The sequence below is a fragment of the Flagellimonas flava genome (assembly GCF_050617915.1).
Lineage (GTDB): Bacteria > Bacteroidota > Bacteroidia > Flavobacteriales > Flavobacteriaceae > Flagellimonas > Flagellimonas flava_A.
Genome location: NZ_JBODQE010000006.1, coordinates 43,642 through 61,734 on the forward strand (window position 1 = coordinate 43,642; position 18,093 = coordinate 61,734).

Here is an 18,093-nt window from a genome sequence, read left to right on the forward strand (position 1 = left end):
CGCCTTCCATATACCGAAGTTGTATATTTGCCCCCAAATTCAGTGAATGTCAAAAAAAGTCACCCCATACAAGGATTCCGAGCTCGGAAAAAAGGAACAGGTCACCCAGATGTTCGATACAATTTCCAAGGATTACGACGGGCTAAATCGGGTTATTTCCTTTGGTATTGATGTTAAATGGCGTAAACGGGTTGTGGAAATTCTTAAAGGGAAAAAACCAGGTTCCATCTTGGATATTGCCACAGGCACTGGGGATTTGGCCATTGCAATGACAGCAACGGGCGCCGAACATATAGTGGGATTGGACATTTCCCCCGGAATGTTGGAGGTTGGAAAAACCAAAATCACCAACAAAAAGCTTGAAGACACCATTGAAATGGTAGTAGGTGACAGCGAAAACCTATCTTTTGAAGACCAGTCCTTTGATGCCGTTACGGTAGCTTTTGGGGTTCGAAATTTTGAAAATCTTGAAAAAGGGCTTCAGGAAATACATAGGGTTTTGAAGCCAGGGGGCAGTTTGGTCATCCTTGAAACCTCGGTACCCACTAAATTCCCCTTTAAACAGGGTTACGGGTTGTACTGCGGCTACATCTTGCCCGTTATAGGTAAAATTTTCTCCAAAGACCGGTCTGCTTACGCTTATTTGAGCGAATCCGCTTCCAAGTTTCCACACGGTAAAGCTTTCAACAATATTTTGGCCAAAATTGGGTTTATAGGTATAGAGAACAAACCCCAGACATTTGGGGTGGCATCTATATATGTCGCGACAAAATAATTTGATGAAAAACCTCTTATCGTTCCTTGGCCTGCTCTTGGTATGCCAAAGTGCCTTGTCCCAATTCAAAAAAGATCCCATTCTAAATCTTCAGACAGAGGATCAGAAGTTGTTGAACTGGGGTTATTATCTCGGGTTTAATCAATACGATTTCCAGTTTGATTATAAAAATAATGTAGGCCAAGACATTTTGGTGGATAAGAGCATGGGCTTTAATGTCGGTCTGATTGGCGAGCTGCGGATCAACGAATTTTTGGATGCCCGTTTTGAACCTGGACTTTTGTACACCCAAAGAGTCCTTGGATTTCCAGGGTTCACTTCCGAAAACGATGCCCTTAGGGAGGTACGTTCCACCTATATCCGTTTTCCCTTGCTGATCAAGGCCAGTGCCAAACGTTTTGGCAACTGGAAGCCTTTTGTCACTGGAGGCGTTTACACGGCCATGAATCTAGGAAGCAAGGAGGACAGCTTGGATGACAACAATACGGGTGAATTCCGTATGAAAAAGAATGTCTATGGGTACGAATTGGGTTTTGGAATAGATATTTACACAGAGTATTTTAAATTTTCACCTTCCATAAGAGGGGTATTTGCCCTAACGGACGAATTGGTACCTGACAACGACCCCAACAGCCCTTGGACGGGCAACATCAATGCCATGCGCACCAGAGGGTTCTTTATCAATTTTACTTTTGAGTAATTGGATAGTTGGATAGTTGGATAGTTGGATAGTTGGATAGTTGGATAGTTGGATAGTTGGATAGTGAAACTATAAAATCCAATTCGCAAATTCCAAAACTCAAAACTCAAAACTCAAAATTCAAAATTCAGAATTCAGAATTCAGAATTCAAGAATTCCTCCTAATCTCATTAAGAAGTATAGCAGTTGCGGTGGCCACATTCAAGCTTTCTGCTGATTTTACGCCAAATTGGGGTATGGACACTCGTTTTGCAATAGCCTGTTCCACTTCTTTGGAAATTCCGTTCGCCTCATTACCCATGACCAGTATCCCTTTTTTGGGAATATCCTCCTTATAGACCGTTTCCCCATCCATAAAGGCTCCATAAACCGGAAGATTTGTGGTTTTCAGGAAATTCAGCAATTCCATATAGTCTATTTGTACACGCGCTATGGATCCCATAGTGGCTTGTAATACTTTTGGATTATAGCAATCCACAGTATCAGGGGAACAAACCAAATGCTTGATTCCAAACCAATCGCACAATCGGATGATAGTGCCCAAATTTCCTGGGTCCCTGACAGCATCCAAAGCCACAATCCAATCTGCTTCTTTGGACTCCTTGGGTTCTGGCATATGAAAAACACCCAAAACGCCACTGGGCGTGGTTTGCCCGCTCATTTGCTTCAAATCTCGGGTTGTCGCGCTTACTACATCTCCAAAATCCATCCCTTTCATGCCTGGATCAACAAATATTTTAAAGGGAACCAATCCCTCTGCCAACAACTCACCTACCGACTTTTTACCTTCCACAACAAACAGCCTATGTTGACTTCGGTACTTTTTTTGCTGTAAGCTTGTAACTAGCTTAATTTGGTTTTTGGTAACCATCTAAATCGTGTATTTTTGGCGTCTATGAGGGGTTCTTTTGGTCTAATGCATTACTGGGCAAAAATAGGGCTATTGTTGCTTATGCTGACCATGCTTGGTTGCAATACCCTAAAAAAGGTGGAGGACAACGAATTACTGCTCACCAAGAACTCCATTTATGCCGATGATGAGAAAATAACGGATGAAGACATCCGAAGCCTAATCGCCCAAAAACCCAATAGCAGTGTTTTGGGGTATCCGCTTCGGCTAAATCTTTACAATTTGGCCAAGGACAATCCAGATTCTTCATTTACCGATTGGCTTCATCGAAAAGAAAAAAGAGAAAAACGCCTTAACAACCTGCTTTCCCAAAAACAGGTAAACCGTCTTAGGGAGTCCTTTGTGGTTAAGGGTGCCAGTGAATTTCTAAAGAGAATTGGCGAACCTCCATCGGTAATCGATACCAGCTTAACCCAAAAAACGGTGGATCGTTTGCAGGCTTACTACAACAGTAAGGGCTATTTTAACAATACAGGGAGCTTTGATATTGTAGAGAGCAAAAGAAAAAAACGGGCGGGAATTGAATACAAAATCAATCTGGAAAAGCCATTTATGGTAGACACCGTGGTCACCAACATTACTTCTCCTGAATTGGATTCCATTTACAATAAAACGGCCGAGCAATCCTTTGTTAAGGAGGGAGATCAATTTGATTTACTCAACTTCAACAATGAACGTGAACGGTTGACCATCCTCTTCAGGAATTCCGGAGTGTACAACTTTCAGGAAAGTTCCATCAACTACGATATTTTAAGGGATACAACCCTGGCCGCTGATGATCAATTGATGGATGTACAATTGAATATTCAAAAACCGCGAAGCACCAACGATAGTACTGCCCAAAGTCCTTATCGCATCCATCGGTTCAAAAAAATCAATGTATTTGCAGATTATCAGATAACCGGAAGTCAAGATTCCCTCAACACTTTGGAATACGGCAACTACACCATTTATTACAACAACAAGCTCAGATATAGACCTAAAGCGCTTACGGATGCCATTTTCTTTCAAAAAGATAGTATCTACCGCGATTTGGACCGAATCAGGACCTATAGGCAAATCACCAACCTAAATACCTTTAAGTATCCGAATATTGAGTTTATACCTGACTCTACACAGGCCCAGCTCATTACCAATATTTATCTGGCACCAAGACCCAAGTTTTCCTTGAACCTTGATTTTGATGTAACCCACTCCAACATTCAACAAGTGGGAACGGTGTTCGGTGCCACGGTGATCACCAGAAACGTTTTTGGGGGAGCGGAAACCTTGAATATATCGGCTAGAGGTTCCATTGGCTTGTTAAAGAACCCTTCCCTCTCTGATGAAACATTTACATCTGAGCTGGGGGGAGATATCAATATCACTTTTCCACGCATTTGGTTTCCGTTGAACACAGAGCGCATTATACCGTATTATATGTTACCCCAGAGTCGGTTTTTGGTGGGTACCAATTTTCAACGTAACCTTGGTTTGGACAGGCAAACGTTCAACACGGTATTGTCCTATAATTGGACACCTTCACTGAGTTTGAAGAACAATATTGAACTTATGAATGTGGAGTTTGTCCGTAATGTAAATCCAGATAATTTTTATAACGAATATCGAAATACCTTCAACAATCTTGACGGTATCGCAGATCAGTTTGACACAGACCCACAATATGCGGACTTTTTTGAAAGTGTTGATGATGCTACCGACCCATTCCGCCTAAGTATTCCAAATGGGGCAAACGGATTTGTACAAGCAGTTTTGAACAATGAAATTCCAGTATCCCAAGATGATTTTGATGAGGTGAACAGCATAGAGGAGCGCCGACAGCGGCTCACCGAAAACAATCTAATTTTTGCCAGTAACTACACCTTCACCAAAAATAGTAGAACGGATATCAACGACAATGACTTTTACCAGCTTCGGGTCAAGCTAGAAAGTGCGGGAAACCTGCTATCTGCTTTGGAAGATGTGGTTCCCTATAACAAAAATGATGATGGACAGCTCTTGGTTTTTGGGGTTCCTTTCTCCCAATATATCAAAACCGAGCTTGACTACATTCGACATTGGGAGCTTTCAGATACAGATGTGTTGGCCTTCCGGAGCTTCTTTGGGCTTGCGGTGCCCTATGGGAACTCTAAAAGTGTGCCATTTGTCCGAAGTTATTTTGCAGGTGGTTCCAATGACAACCGTGCTTGGAATCCCTATGAATTGGGCCCGGGAAGCACGGACAACATCAACGATTTTAATGAGGCCAACCTAAAAATTGCCATGAACTTGGAATATCGGTTTCCGATTGCGGGTGATGTAAAGGGTGCGTTGTTTGCGGACGCGGGTAACATTTGGAATGTCTTTGACAATGAGGATAATCCCGATGCGGTATTCAATGATTTCAACTCCTTGGCAGACATTGCCTTGGGAACAGGATTGGGGTTACGATACGATTTCACCTACTTCGTATTTCGACTGGATGTGGGCTTTAAAACATACAATCCAGCCGAGGAATGGTCCAAACGTTGGTTCAGGAATTACAACCTCAGCGATGCCGTATTCAATATCGGAATCAATTATCCTTTCTAGACTAATTATTTTATTACTTTTGTTCCCTAAATCAACAAATAACTAACTAAAATTATGTCCCACAATATCAAGCCGGGAGTAGCCACTGGAGATGAAGTTCAAGCTATTTTCAATCATGCAAAGGAACACGGTTATGCCCTGCCTGCCGTAAATGTAATTGGTTCAAATACCATCAACTCAGTTTTGGAAACTGCGGCTGCGTTAAACTCACCCGTAATTGTCCAATTCTCTAACGGAGGTGCCCAGTTCAATGCTGGAAAAGGACTGTCCAATGACAACCAGAGAGCGGCTGTTCTTGGAGCCGTGGCAGGTGCCAAGCACGTTCACCAATTGGCTGAGGCTTATGGAGCAACCGTTATTCTTCATACCGACCACTGCGCAAAAAAATTATTGCCTTGGATTGATGGGATGTTGGAAGCCAGCGAGGAGCACTATGCTGCCACTGGCAAATCGTTGTTCAGCTCGCATATGATCGATTTATCCGAAGAGCCCATTGAAGAGAACATCGAAATCTGTAAAAAGTACTTGGAGCGCATGAGCAAAATGGACATGACATTGGAAATTGAGCTTGGTGTTACCGGTGGTGAGGAAGATGGTGTGGACAATACCGATGTAGACAGCTCCAAATTATATACCCAACCAGAGGAAGTGGCCTATGCTTATGAGGAATTGTCCAAGGTAAGTCCAAAATTCACCATAGCAGCAGCTTTTGGAAATGTGCATGGAGTTTACAAGCCAGGTAATGTTACCTTGACTCCGAAAATATTGAAAAATTCACAAGAGTTTGTTGCTGAAAAATTTGGTGTAGAGCACAATCACATCGATTTTGTTTTTCATGGAGGTTCTGGTTCCTCCATTGAGGAAATAAGAGAATCCATAGGTTATGGTGTGGTAAAAATGAACATCGATACGGATTTACAGTATGCATTCCTATCTGGTGTACGTGATTATGTTCAGGATAAATCGGGCTATCTTCAAGCCCAAATTGGAAATCCCGATGGGGATGATCAACCCAATAAGAAATTTTACGACCCAAGGGTTTGGCTTAGAGAAGGAGAAAAAGCATTTGTTGAGCGCTTGAAAAAAGCTTTTGAAGACCTAAATAACGTAAACACGTTGTAATTGACCATAAATAGCCGTTTAATTTAATACTGATTGCATGTCGTCCTGGTTTAAGAGAAAGGAAAAAGGAATTCAAACCGCTACTGAAGAGAAAAAAGACACCCCCAAAGGCCTGTGGTACAAATCACCCACAGGTAAAATTGTGGAGTCAGAGGATTTGGCCAAAAACTTTTACGTAAGTCCAGAGGACGATTATCACGTAAGAATTGGTAGCAAAGAGTATTTTGAAATCCTTTTTGATGACAACAATTTCAAGGAATTGGATGAGAAGCTGTCTGCCAAGGATCCGTTGAAGTTCGTGGATACCAAAAAATATTCGGACAGACTAAAGGCTGCCCAACAAAAAACAGGATTGAAGGATGCTGTTCGAACAGCGGTTGGAAAATCCAATGGGAAGGAATTGGTCATAGCTTGTATGGATTTCAGCTTTATTGGCGGATCTATGGGAAGTGTGGTTGGCGAGAAAATTTCCAGGGCCATAGATGTGGCCAAAAAGAAAAAAATCCCATTTGTGATGATTTCGAAATCGGGAGGTGCACGAATGATGGAAGCTGCACTTTCTTTGATGCAGTTGGCCAAAACATCCGCCAAATTGGCCCAATTGGCAGAGGCAAAGATTCCCTATATCTCCTTGTGTACGGATCCAACCACGGGCGGAACAACCGCTTCGTACGCCATGCTGGGTGATATTAACATTGCGGAACCTGGAGCTTTGATTGGTTTTGCAGGCCCAAGAGTGGTTAAGGATACTGTTGGAAAGGATTTACCGGAAGGTTTTCAGACTGCTGAATTTGTGAAGGAGCATGGTTTCTTGGACTTTATAGCACACCGAAAAGAACTGAAAAGGAAAATTAATCTATACATCGACCTGATAATGAATCAGCCGATACGAGCATAAAAAAAGCCCCGATGAATCGGGGCTTTTTTATTTAGCCTATTCTTTTTACTTCTTCCAAAAACGTCTTAGGAATATCTCTACCTCCGTACCATCAGGTTGGGTCAAAATTCCTTTGGCATCACAGGTACCGTCTCCAAAATCCAAGTTAGCGGTACTGTCATTTCTGGAAATCTCCAGAACACCACTCACAATAAATCTACAGGCCATTTCCCTACGTAGCGGTGTAATCACTTCCTTTACAAACTCATTGCCTTCGCGACCAATATAGGTACGCTTGCCCGTAATCAAGAAAACATTGTCGCCCCAAAAGCCAGAGCCATATCCCTCGATCCATTCCCGCGTGCGGGTACCTTCAAATGATGCGGTATCCCCTTCGGGCCATGTAGCATTGAAAGAGGCGTTTGCCGTACCCTGTGGGTTCCCATTTTCGTTGGCACGTACCCTAAGGATATCTGCCGAACCTTCAACAGCCACGCCATTAAAGGTGAAATTTTCCAAAGACAGGGCTATGGATTTGGAAGCGGCTTCCATGTCCTTTTCATAGCTCAAATGAATAATCCCGGAAAGTACATTTCCATTGGGCAATTCGCAGCCATCACCAAAATCAATGGTTTTTTCCCTGGTAGTGTCCGTCACCACTGTAGTAACAATAACACAATCGGGCAAATGATCCGAAACATAATCAAATTTTGAAGTAAGGGAGATTTCATCCGTGGCATAAACATCTTCCGCAATGGTAGTAACCTCCTCAGAAATCATTTCTGTTTCATCACTATATTGTAATTCGGTAGCAGAGATTACCTCTGTATCCGTGTCCGTTCCATCTTCCATGGACTCCGTTTCCTCAGAACATGAGGCAATAAACAATAACACGGTTCCAAAAAATAGTGGGGCAATTCTTTTCAAGTTCATTTGTTTGAGACTCTTTTTCATAATGATTGTATTTAATGGTTTGCCTCTTTGACCTCCCACAAAGCAAAAGGTTTAATCTTCTGTTAAAATTTTTCGTTCCAAAAAAAGGGGTTATCTTTGCACGCTGATTGAAAGACAATCGCATACATAAAAATCATTTAACTAAATATTGGAATGTATTTAACTAAAGAAGTAAAGGCCGACATTTTTAAGAAACACGGCGGCTCTGAGAGCAACACTGGTTCTACGGAAGGGCAAATTGCATTGTTCACACACCGTATCAACCACTTGACACAACACCTAAAAAAGAACCACAAGGATTACAACACTGAGCGTTCTTTGGTAAAATTGGTAGGTAAAAGACGTAGTCTTTTGGATTACCTAAAGAAAAAGGATATTGAAAAATACCGTGTCCTAATTAAGGAATTGGGTATTAGAAAATAAAAATTGAAGGGGAGGTCACGGCTTCCCCTTTTGTTTTACAGTCAAAGTCCCATTTGTATTTTTGGGCAACACAAAAAGCTACCTATAGTTTTTCATTGGTCAGTGCCCTAGGCACACACAACAACAACACAACCCGACCGTCCGGCAGACGGTAGACCAAATGTTTAACGACCCGTATTATTTTGGCGGGTAAGATATTATTTATGATTCCAAAAACTTTTAAAGAGGTCATAGACCTTGGTGACGGTAGAGAGATTTCTATTGAAACCGGAAAACTGGCAAAACAGGCCCATGGTTCTGTTGTTGTCCAATCAGGCAAATGTATGTTGCTATGTACCGTTGTCTCCAACTACAAGCAAAGTGATGTGGATTTTCTTCCACTTACCGTGGATTATCGCGAAAAATTTGCGGCTGCGGGACGTTACCCCGGAGGTTTCTTCAAGCGTGAGGCCAGACCCAGCGATGGGGAAGTATTGACCATGCGTTTGGTGGACAGGGTTCTACGACCTTTGTTCCCGAAAGATTATCATGCTGAAACCCAGGTGATGATCCAATTGATGTCTCATGACGAGAATGTAATGCCAGATGCCATGGCAGGACTTGCGGCTTCAGCGGCTATCCAACTTTCGGATTTTCCGTTCGAATGTGCCATTTCCGAGGTTCGTGTAGGTCGTGTAAATGGTGAATTGATTATTAACCCAACCCGTGCACAACTTAAAGAATCCGACATTGATATGGTTATCGGTGCTTCCGCTGATTCCGTAATGATGGTGGAAGGGGAAATGGATGAGATTTCCGAAGAAGAAATGGTGGAAGCCATCAAATTTGCCCATGAGGCCATCAAGGTACAATGTGAGGCACAATTAAGATTGGCTGAAGCTTTCGGAAAGAAAGAAACCAGAGAGTATGAGCCTGAAGTGGAAGATGAAGACCTTCAAAAGAAGGTTCACGACCTTACTTATGACAAGGTATACGCCATTGCAAAAGCAGGTTCCGCCAAGCACGAGCGAAGCGAAGCTTTTCAGGCCATTAAAGAAGAGGTGGAAGCTACTTTTTCCGAAGAAGAATTGGAAGAAATTGGTGGCTTGGTGTCCAAATATTTCTATAAGGCAGAAAAAGAAGCCGTTCGTAACCTTACTTTGGACGAAGGATTGCGTTTGGATGGCCGTAAAACCGATGAAATTCGTCCAATTTGGTGCGAAATAGACTATTTGCCGTCTGTTCATGGTTCTTCCATCTTTACCAGAGGGGAAACACAAGCCTTGGCAACTGTAACGCTTGGAACTTCAAGAGAGGCCAATCAAATAGACATGCCATCTTATGAAGGCGAAGAAACTTTCTATTTGCACTACAACTTCCCTCCTTTCTCAACTGGAGAGGCAAGACCAATTCGTGGTACTTCCCGAAGAGAGGTAGGACACGGAAACTTGGCTCAACGTGCGCTAAAAGGAATGGTTCCTGAGGATTGTCCGTACACTGTACGTGTGGTATCCGAGGTATTGGAATCCAATGGTTCCTCTTCCATGGCCACCGTTTGTTCAGGTACAATGGCGTTGATGGATGCTGGGGTTCAACTTAAAAAGCCTGTATCCGGAATTGCCATGGGATTGATCACCGATACCGAAACTGGAAAATATGCTGTTCTTTCTGATATTTTGGGAGATGAGGATCATTTAGGGGATATGGACTTTAAAGTCACAGGTACTTCTGATGGTATTACTGCCTGCCAAATGGATATCAAAGTAAAAGGATTGTCTTACGAGATTTTGGTAAAAGCTTTGATGCAAGCCAAAGATGGTAGACTGCACATTCTTGAAAAACTAACGGATACTATTGCAGAGCCCAAACCAGAGGTCAAGTCCTACGCGCCAAAAATCGTTACCAAAATCATTCCTGGAGAATATATTGGTGCAGTTATTGGTTCAGGAGGAAAAGTAATCCAAGAATTGCAGAAAGAAACCAACACCACCATTGTTATCAACGAAGATCCAGAAACCGAGGAAGGTATTGTGGAGATCTTGGGTACCGATCAAGCTGGTATCGATGCGGTAATCGCCAAAATTGATGCGGTAATGTTCAAACCTGAGGTTGGTAGCGTTTACGAAGTAAAAGTGATCAAGATGCTAGACTTTGGAGCCGTGGTTGAATACATGGAAGCCCCGGGCAACGAAGTATTGCTTCACGTTTCCGAATTGGCTTGGGAACGTACCGAAAATGTTTCCGACGTGGTTAACATGGGAGATGTATTTGATGTGAAATATTTTGGTCTGGATCCTAGAACCAGAAAAGAAAAGGTTTCCAGAAAAGCCCTTTTGCCAAAACCTGAAGGTTACAAAGAGCGTCCGCCAAGAAATGATCGTGGTGGAGATCGCAGAAACAATGACCGCAGGGGAGGCAATCGTGATAGAAAGCCTAGAAGAGACTAATCTTTAGTCAAATAGCAGAATTTAAAGGCTCCAAGTACCGCTTGGGGCCTTTTTTACAACAAAAATCCAAATAAACTTTACCAAATTGTAACTTTTTGCAATTTCCTACGTATAACTTAATGAGCTTCGGTTCTAAAATTATAAAAGAAGGGAAAATTAGATGAGACAGTTAAAGATTACAAAACAGGTTACCAATAGGGAAACCGCGTCGTTGGACAAGTATTTGCAGGAAATCGGTAAGGTAGATTTGATCACCGCCGATGAAGAAGTGGAATTGGCACAACGAATCAAAGCGGGAGACCAGATAGCCTTGGAAAAATTAACTAAAGCCAACCTCAGGTTCGTGGTTTCGGTAGCAAAACAGTACCAAAACCAAGGATTGACCCTTCCTGATTTGATCAATGAAGGAAACCTCGGACTCATCAAGGCTGCACAACGTTTTGATGAAACCCGTGGATTTAAGTTTATTTCGTACGCCGTTTGGTGGATTCGTCAGTCCATTCTACAGGCATTGGCAGAGCAGTCCCGTATTGTTCGTTTGCCTTTGAACAAGATTGGCTCCATCAACAAAATCAATAAGACTTTTGCCTTTTTGGAGCAAGCGCATGAGCGTGTTCCTTCCGCTGAGGAAATTGCCAAGGAGTTGGACATGACCGTGGAAGACGTAAAGCAATCCTTGAAAAATTCAGGACGACACGTATCCATGGATGCCCCTTTGATTGACGGGGAAGATTCCAATCTTTATGATGTGTTGCGAAGTGGGGAATCCCCAAATCCAGATAAAGAATTGTTGCACGAGTCCCTGCGCACCGAGATTGAGCGTGCATTGGAGACTTTGACGCCAAGAGAGGCTGATGTTATCCGCCTTTACTTTGGTTTGGCCGGGCAACATTCCATGACATTGGAAGAAATTGGTGAAACATTTGACCTTACCAGGGAAAGGGTTCGCCAGATTAAGGAAAAAGCTATTAGAAGGTTAAAACATACCTCTAGAAGTAAAATTTTAAAGACTTATTTGGGATAACTATAAGATTATCCGCACAAATTACAGTTAAATAAAGCCCAAATTGTTTTTTTGGCAAGAAAGTTGTAATTTGTAATCCTACAACAGTTTATCATGACTGTTCGTTTTTTGATTGATGAATAAACTCCGGCTGATTACCGGAGTTTTTTCATTTTATCCCATTCCGTTCCCGTTAAGAATTGAACATATAGCGCTACAAACGGGTTATCTACGGCTCAAATTCCCAAAAAATGGGCGCTTATTTGTAATTTTCGCACCGTTTATGATATTTAAAAAGTATTGTCCAAACACATGATAGACAAGGTACTGTACACAAAAAACCGAATTTACTACCACCTGTTGTTTTGGTTGGGGTACATTCTGTTTTTTACCGTTTTTTGGGGCAGTTATGAAGACAATTACTTTGATCAGTTTCTTCAGGTATTGTTCCTGCTCCCATGGAAAATCATTCCCACTTATATTACGCTGTACTATTTAATGCCCAAATATCTGTATCACAAGAAAATGGGCATGTACATCTTGCTTACCGTAATCCTAGCTATCAGTATGGCCATGATAGATAGATACATGACCTGGCGATACATATACCAATGGTTCTATTACGATGAGGGCCATTGGAAAGATCCGGTTTGGTATTTCCCCAAGATCCTAAATTCCCTGATTAGGGTATATACGCCCGTTTTTGTGGCCATGTCCATTAAACTGCAACGTTTTTTTTATCAAAAGGATCAAATTAACAAAGCCCTTGAAAAGGAAAAAGTGGAAACGGAACTCAAGTTTCTCAAAGCACAAATCCATCCCCATTTTCTTTTTAATACACTCAACAGCATTTATTCCCTATCCCTTGCAAAATCTACCAAAACCCCAGATGCTGTACTAGGATTGTCCAAGTTTCTGGATTATATGCTATACGATTGCAATGATAAGTTTATTACTGTGGACAAAGAGTGGGAGCAACTAATGAATCTGGTGGAACTGGAGCGATTGCGCTACGGCGACCAGCTTTCCATTTCAGCCACCATTAAGGATGACAACAAAGAAAGCTTGATTCCTCCCCTACTACTGTTGCCCTTTGTGGAAAATGCCTTTAAACATGGGGCCGATAGCCTCCTCACCGATTCTTGGATCAAGATTGATCTTAAGCTGGAAAACCAACAAATGCAGTTTATGGTAGAAAATAGTAAGGCCACTACAGATTTGGAAGAAAACTTGGATAGCGATAAGAACATTGGCCTTAAAAATGTGAGGAGACGCTTGGATCTTTTCTTTCCTGAAAAACACGAGCTTAAAATCTTGGAGGAACCCGATAGTTTTTTGGTCAAACTGGAAATTGACCTAAGCGATATTAGTTCCTAACTTCGTAACAAGCTATGACTGTAAAGATCAAATGTATTATTGTTGATGACGAGCCTTTGGCGAGGGATGTATTGGAAGGGTATGCCGACCAAATTGACCAGTTGGAGGTGGTGGCGGTGTGCGCCAATGCCGTTGAAGCTTTCGGTTACCTTCAAAAAGAGCAAATTGATTTGGTTTTTTTGGACATAAAAATGCCCAAAATCAACGGATTGGAGCTGTTGGAATCGCTGAATCCAGTTCCACTGGTAGTATTTACTACTGCATATAGGGAGTTTGCCATTAAGGCATTTGAACTGGATGCCATAGATTACCTGCTAAAACCCATATCCCTTAGCAGGTTTATGAAAACGGTTGCCAAGGCCAATAAATACCTCAATGGCGGAAATGGGCAGGGATCCAACGAACCTATTCAAGAAACCTCCGCCTCCAACCCTACTCCAGAAGAACCCGAATTGCTGTACATCAAAGCCCAGCGTAAAATTATAAAGCTGGACTTAGCGGACATCAGCTATTTGGAAAGTTTGAATGACAAAGTCATTATTCATACCTCAAAATCCCAGATTCAGACCACCCAACGCATTGGTTATCTGGCAGAAAAATTGCCGAAAAACCATTTCATAAGAACCCACAGATCCTTTATTGTTGCCTTGGATAAAGTCACGGCTTTCAACAGTATCATGGTAGAGGTGAATGGAAAAGAACTTCCCATTGGTAGAAATTACCGATCCCACGTGCTTGACGTTTTGCAGAAAAAATCCAGCTAACATACCTTTAACTTTTAAGGCATTTTACTGTTAAGCATTCCTTAATTCCGCCCCAAACAGCTCTTCTTTTACATTTTCAGCCTCATTTCGATCGTTTTCGGCACCAAACAGCCCTTGAGTGTCATTCGCAAGCACCCACCCTACATTCCCAAGGAGCATTTGTTATTGCCTTTTTGACTACGGTTCTTTGATGTCATCATCATCATCAATCAAAAAACGAACGGTTCATGAAAACCATTTGGCCACACCTGCTTTTATTGATTCCAATACTTGGTTTTTCCCAAAACGGCAGTGTCGACACAAGGGCGCAGTACCAATACCACATCAAAAAAACTACGCATCCTATTACCTTGGATGCTGCCGTGGGGGAAAACGAATGGGACAACCATATGCCGGTGAGTCAATTTTTCAATCATTGGCCCTCTGATATAGGTCAGGCCCAAAACCAAACCGAAGTAAAACTGACCTACGATGATCAGAACCTATACCTTTTGGCCAAGTGTTTTGACAATGGGGAACGGATTGTACAATCATTGGTAAGGGATAGTGATGAGGACTACTGGGGCAGTGATAATTTCTCCCTGGTGCTGGATCCCGTGAATACCAAACAAAGTGGATTCTTTTTTGGGGTAACCGCTGGTGGCGCCGAAACGGAAGGTAGCCTAACCATTGAGGGATCCTTGACCTGGCTTTCGGAAAATTGGGACAACAAATGGGCCTCTAAAACCGCCCAGTATCCAGGATACTGGCTCGTTGAAATGGCCATTCCCTTTAAAACCTTGCGATACAACCCAAACCAAAGTACTTGGGGCATCAATTTTGTTCGTGGTGACAAACAAAACAACGCCTATACCACATGGACACAGTTTCCTGTAAATTTTAATGGCATAAGCATGAACTATATGGGCTCCCTGCAATGGGACCGAAGTCCCGAAAAGGCAAAAGGTACTTTTATTTTTAATCCATATGTGACCTCCTCATCCATTCGCGACTTTGAAGATGGTGAAGAATTGGAAGCGCAATTGAACAGCGATTTGGGTGGGGAAGTCAAAATTGCACTGACTAGCAACCTAAACTTGGATTTGACCCTATTTCCAGACTTTTCCAATGCCGATGTGGACCAACAGGTGACCAATATTACCCGTTTCAATATATTCCTACCAGAGCAGCGGAACTTCTTTCTGGAAAACAATGACGTATTCTCCAATTTTGGAACCTATGACGTAAAACCCTTCTTCTCCAGAAGAATTGGTATTATGGACGGGGAAGCCATTCCAATCGATTTTGGTGGACGCTTAACGGGTAACATCTCCCCCAATCTTCGTATTGGGGTAATGAACGTTCAAACCCGACAAACCGAGGAGTTTGCTGCCCAAAACTACAGTGTTGGTGCGTTTCAACAGAAAGTTTTGAAACGGTCCGTGATCAAAGGGATATTTATAAATCGGCAGGCAACCAGCAATACCCAAGAATTGGAGTACTCCAGAAATGCTGGATTGGAGTTTAGTTATGTGTCCGAAAGTGGGAAACTGAACACTACTTTTTTGTACCACACTTCCATTACCCCAGAAAACTACAAAGACACCCACTTCTATGGTTTTGATGGTTACTACAGCTCCAAACGGTTACGGACCGGATGGACCTTAAATGTTGTTGGGGATAATTACATCACAGAATTGGGAATCAATCCGCGATTGGAGAACTACAATGCGGAGACCGAGGAAACTGTGCGATTGGGTTACACCTTGATCAACCCATGGCTACGGTATTTGACTTTTATAGAAGATGAAAACAAAAAGTTGAACTACCACGGGCTAAGGACCTGGCACAACCTCTATCTCAATTCTGATGGAACTTTTAATGAGAGCCAGAATAATGTGGGCTGGGACTTTGAATACCGGAATACCGCCCGTATGATCGTACTTACACGCTTTAGAAAAGTGGATCTGATGTTTCCCACCTCCCTACTGGGGGATGATTTTACTCCTATTCCTATTGGGGAATATAATTTTCCATGGGGAGAACTTCGTTATAGCTCGGATGTGCGCAAGAAGTTTGTCTGGAAAGCCAATCTTGCGTACGGGCAATTCTTCAATGGAACGCGCAACGGAGCCATGGTGGAAGGCTCATACCGACTAAGACCTTGGGGTAGTTTCGGGATTACCTACGATTACAACGACATCCGTCTGGCAGAAGGCTATGGGGAGGATAAGATTCATCTTATGCGATTCAACGGGGATATTAGTTTTTCCAACAAACTCTTTATGAGGAATGTGGTACAATACAATACGCAAGGTGATAATGTAAGCGTATTCTCCCGTCTGCAATGGCGTTACAGTCCCATGTCCGACATTTTTCTGATCTATAATGAAAACCACGATACTGCTGGATTTGGAATCAAAAACAGATCTGTGGTGTTGAAGGTCACCTATTGGTTATAGTAAACTTTCTCCCTAGGGTTTAAAGCCGGATCATTTCGCTATTTTTGTGTAAGTTTTATTCCGATGCATAAAAAATTAGTTGCACCTTCCCTTTTGGCAGCCGACTTTGCCAACTTACAACGAGATATTGAAATGGTAAACCAAAGTGAGGCCGATTGGTTTCATTTGGATGTAATGGATGGGGTTTTTGTCCCGAACATTTCGTTTGGGATGCCCGTGATCAAGGCCATGGCCCAACACACCCAAAAAACCTTGGATGTACATCTAATGATCGTTGACCCTGATCGATATATCAAAACCTTTGCGGATTTAGGTTCCCATAATTTGACGGTTCACTACGAAGCCTGCAATCATTTGCATCGAACGCTTCAGTCCATTAAGGCCGAAGGTATGAAAGCTGGGGTGGCTTTGAATCCCCACACTTCCATAAAATTATTGGAAGACACTATCCAAGATATTGATTTGGTTTGCCTGATGAGTGTAAACCCCGGATTTGGAGGACAATCCTTTATTGAGAACACCTATCAAAAAGTTGCAGACCTAAAAAATCTGATCGAACAAAAGAATTCCAACACCCTAATTGAAATTGATGGAGGGGTAAATGCGACCAATGCCAGGAAGCTAGTGGAAGTTGGGGCAGATGTACTAGTGGCTGGAAGCTTTGTTTTTAAGAGTGATGATCCAACCACGACCATAAAAGCTTTAAAAGAACAGATTGCATAATGCAGGAGAAGTTTGATATCATTATTGTTGGTGGCGGCCCCATTGGCATCGCTTGTGGGCTGGAGGCAAAAAAGCAAGGCTTAACGTATTTAATCATCGAGAAAGGACCCATCGTCAATTCGCTGTTCAATTACCCCATCAACATGCAATTTTTTTCTTCTTCGGAAAAATTGGAGATTGATGAAATCCCCTTTATCAGTAAGGAAGCCAAGCCCAAACGCAATGAAGCCCTGGAATACTATCGCAGAATTGTCACTTCCAACCAATTGAACATCCATCTTTTCGAAAAAGTGCTTCAGGTCAAAAAGGAAGTGGATGAATTTTGGGTTCAAACAGATAAATCCGAATACAGAGGGAAACACATTATTGTGGCCACAGGGTTTTACGATCTCCCCAACAAGATCAATGTTCCTGGAGAAAAGCTGCCCAAAGTATCCCATTATTACAAGGATCCCCATTTTTACGCAAGTCAAAAACTTGCCATTGTGGGAGCAAGCAATTCAGCCATAGACGCCGCACTTGAATGCTGGCGGAAAGGAGCCGAAGTAACCCTGATCATCCGTGGTCCTGAGGTGGGGCAACGGGTTAAATACTGGGTGAGACCAGATATCATCAATCGGATTAAGGAAGGGAGTATAAAGGCCTATTACAATTCCATCATCAAGGAAATAAAAGATACCGAAATCATTATTAATACCCCAGAAGGAGATCTTAATCTCCAAAACGACTTTGTGCTGGCCTTGACAGGTTACATGCCCAATTTTGAGTTTTTGGAACAATTGGGGATTGAATTATCCGATGACGATAAAAAACTTCCCAAGTACAATCCCGATACCATGGAAACCAATGTTGAAGGTTTGTTTTTGGCAGGGGTAATCTGCGGGGGTATGGAAACCCATAAATGGTTTATTGAGAATTCAAGAATTCACGCTCCCATCATCATTAACAGCATTGTAGAAAAAATGCAATTGGTGCAGAAATCCTAAGTCAGACCAAAGTCCGACAACCGCTTCAAACGCATCCCAAA

At 42.4% G+C, this 18,093-nt stretch carries 15 protein-coding genes; 13 read left to right on the forward strand and 2 right to left on the reverse strand.

Annotated elements, in window-relative coordinates; all coding sequences use genetic code 11:
- Positions 1-46: 46 nt before the first annotated feature.
- Together ubiE and ACRHOZ_RS15450 are read left to right on the forward strand one after the other, a co-directional pair.
- Positions 47-775 carry a bifunctional demethylmenaquinone methyltransferase/2-methoxy-6-polyprenyl-1,4-benzoquinol methylase UbiE gene (ubiE, locus tag ACRHOZ_RS15445; RefSeq protein ID WP_431127255.1) on the forward strand — a complete coding sequence of 243 codons (729 nt, stop codon included), beginning with the start codon at positions 47-49 and terminating at the stop codon, positions 773-775.
- A 4-nt stretch (positions 776-779) separates the two neighbouring features.
- A complete protein-coding gene (locus ACRHOZ_RS15450; protein WP_431127258.1) occupies positions 780-1,475 on the forward strand; it encodes a porin family protein in 696 nt (231 codons plus the stop codon).
- 148 nt (positions 1,476-1,623) lie between these two features.
- Here ACRHOZ_RS15450 and ACRHOZ_RS15455 read toward each other — a convergent pair whose 3' ends face one another.
- Positions 1,624-2,346: a TrmH family RNA methyltransferase gene (locus ACRHOZ_RS15455; protein WP_431127262.1), complete on the reverse strand. Its 723-nt coding sequence runs from the start codon at positions 2,344-2,346 to the stop codon at positions 1,624-1,626.
- A gap of 24 nt (positions 2,347-2,370) precedes the next feature.
- Between ACRHOZ_RS15455 and ACRHOZ_RS15460 the strand changes: the two genes are divergently transcribed.
- From ACRHOZ_RS15460 to accD, 3 genes are read left to right on the forward strand one after another with little or no spacing between them, the layout of a single operon-like run.
- Positions 2,371-4,956: a BamA/TamA family outer membrane protein gene (locus tag ACRHOZ_RS15460; RefSeq protein WP_431127856.1), complete on the forward strand. Its 2,586-nt coding sequence runs from the start codon at positions 2,371-2,373 to the stop codon at positions 4,954-4,956.
- A 54-nt stretch (positions 4,957-5,010) separates the two neighbouring features.
- Positions 5,011-6,078 (forward strand): class II fructose-bisphosphate aldolase, encoded by a 1,068-nt coding sequence (gene fbaA, locus ACRHOZ_RS15465; RefSeq protein WP_431127266.1) that lies wholly within the window; start codon positions 5,011-5,013, stop codon positions 6,076-6,078.
- A 37-nt stretch (positions 6,079-6,115) separates the two neighbouring features.
- Positions 6,116-6,976, forward strand: coding sequence for an acetyl-CoA carboxylase, carboxyltransferase subunit beta (accD, locus tag ACRHOZ_RS15470; protein ID WP_431127269.1), 861 nt, complete (start codon positions 6,116-6,118; stop codon positions 6,974-6,976).
- A 45-nt stretch (positions 6,977-7,021) separates the two neighbouring features.
- Here accD and ACRHOZ_RS15475 read toward each other — a convergent pair whose 3' ends face one another.
- Positions 7,022-7,909, reverse strand: a complete 888-nt coding sequence (locus ACRHOZ_RS15475; RefSeq protein ID WP_431127272.1) for a hypothetical protein — start codon at positions 7,907-7,909, stop codon at positions 7,022-7,024.
- Between the two features lie 153 nt (positions 7,910-8,062).
- On the opposite strand from ACRHOZ_RS15475, the gene rpsO reads away from it, so the two are divergent.
- The 8 genes from rpsO to ACRHOZ_RS15515 all read left to right on the forward strand — a co-directional run bounded on the left by rpsO (position 8,063) and on the right by ACRHOZ_RS15515 (position 18,052).
- Positions 8,063-8,332 carry a 30S ribosomal protein S15 gene (gene rpsO, locus ACRHOZ_RS15480; protein ID WP_422350410.1) on the forward strand — a complete coding sequence of 90 codons (270 nt, stop codon included), beginning with the start codon at positions 8,063-8,065 and terminating at the stop codon, positions 8,330-8,332.
- 203 nt (positions 8,333-8,535) lie between these two features.
- Positions 8,536-10,758 (forward strand): polyribonucleotide nucleotidyltransferase, encoded by a 2,223-nt coding sequence (locus ACRHOZ_RS15485; RefSeq protein WP_431127275.1) that lies wholly within the window; start codon positions 8,536-8,538, stop codon positions 10,756-10,758.
- A 160-nt stretch (positions 10,759-10,918) separates the two neighbouring features.
- Positions 10,919-11,782, forward strand: coding sequence for a sigma-70 family RNA polymerase sigma factor (locus ACRHOZ_RS15490; RefSeq protein WP_073180565.1), 864 nt, complete (start codon positions 10,919-10,921; stop codon positions 11,780-11,782).
- A gap of 291 nt (positions 11,783-12,073) precedes the next feature.
- The gene (locus ACRHOZ_RS15495; protein ID WP_431127278.1) at positions 12,074-13,138 is read left to right on the forward strand and encodes a sensor histidine kinase; all 1,065 of its coding nucleotides are present in this window, start codon (positions 12,074-12,076) and stop codon (positions 13,136-13,138) included.
- Positions 13,139-13,152: 14 nt separating this feature from the next.
- Positions 13,153-13,902: a LytR/AlgR family response regulator transcription factor gene (locus ACRHOZ_RS15500; protein ID WP_431127281.1), complete on the forward strand. Its 750-nt coding sequence runs from the start codon at positions 13,153-13,155 to the stop codon at positions 13,900-13,902.
- A 227-nt stretch (positions 13,903-14,129) separates the two neighbouring features.
- Positions 14,130-16,343, forward strand: coding sequence for a DUF5916 domain-containing protein (locus ACRHOZ_RS15505; RefSeq protein WP_431127284.1), 2,214 nt, complete (start codon positions 14,130-14,132; stop codon positions 16,341-16,343).
- A 63-nt stretch (positions 16,344-16,406) separates the two neighbouring features.
- Complete coding sequence (gene rpe / locus ACRHOZ_RS15510) at positions 16,407-17,066, forward strand: ribulose-phosphate 3-epimerase (RefSeq protein WP_431127286.1); 660 nt, start codon at positions 16,407-16,409, stop codon at positions 17,064-17,066.
- Positions 17,066-18,052: a YpdA family putative bacillithiol disulfide reductase gene (locus ACRHOZ_RS15515; protein WP_431127289.1), complete on the forward strand. Its 987-nt coding sequence runs from the start codon at positions 17,066-17,068 to the stop codon at positions 18,050-18,052. The genes rpe and ACRHOZ_RS15515 overlap by 1 nt, the downstream gene beginning before the upstream one ends.
- Positions 18,053-18,093 lie beyond the last annotated feature (41 nt).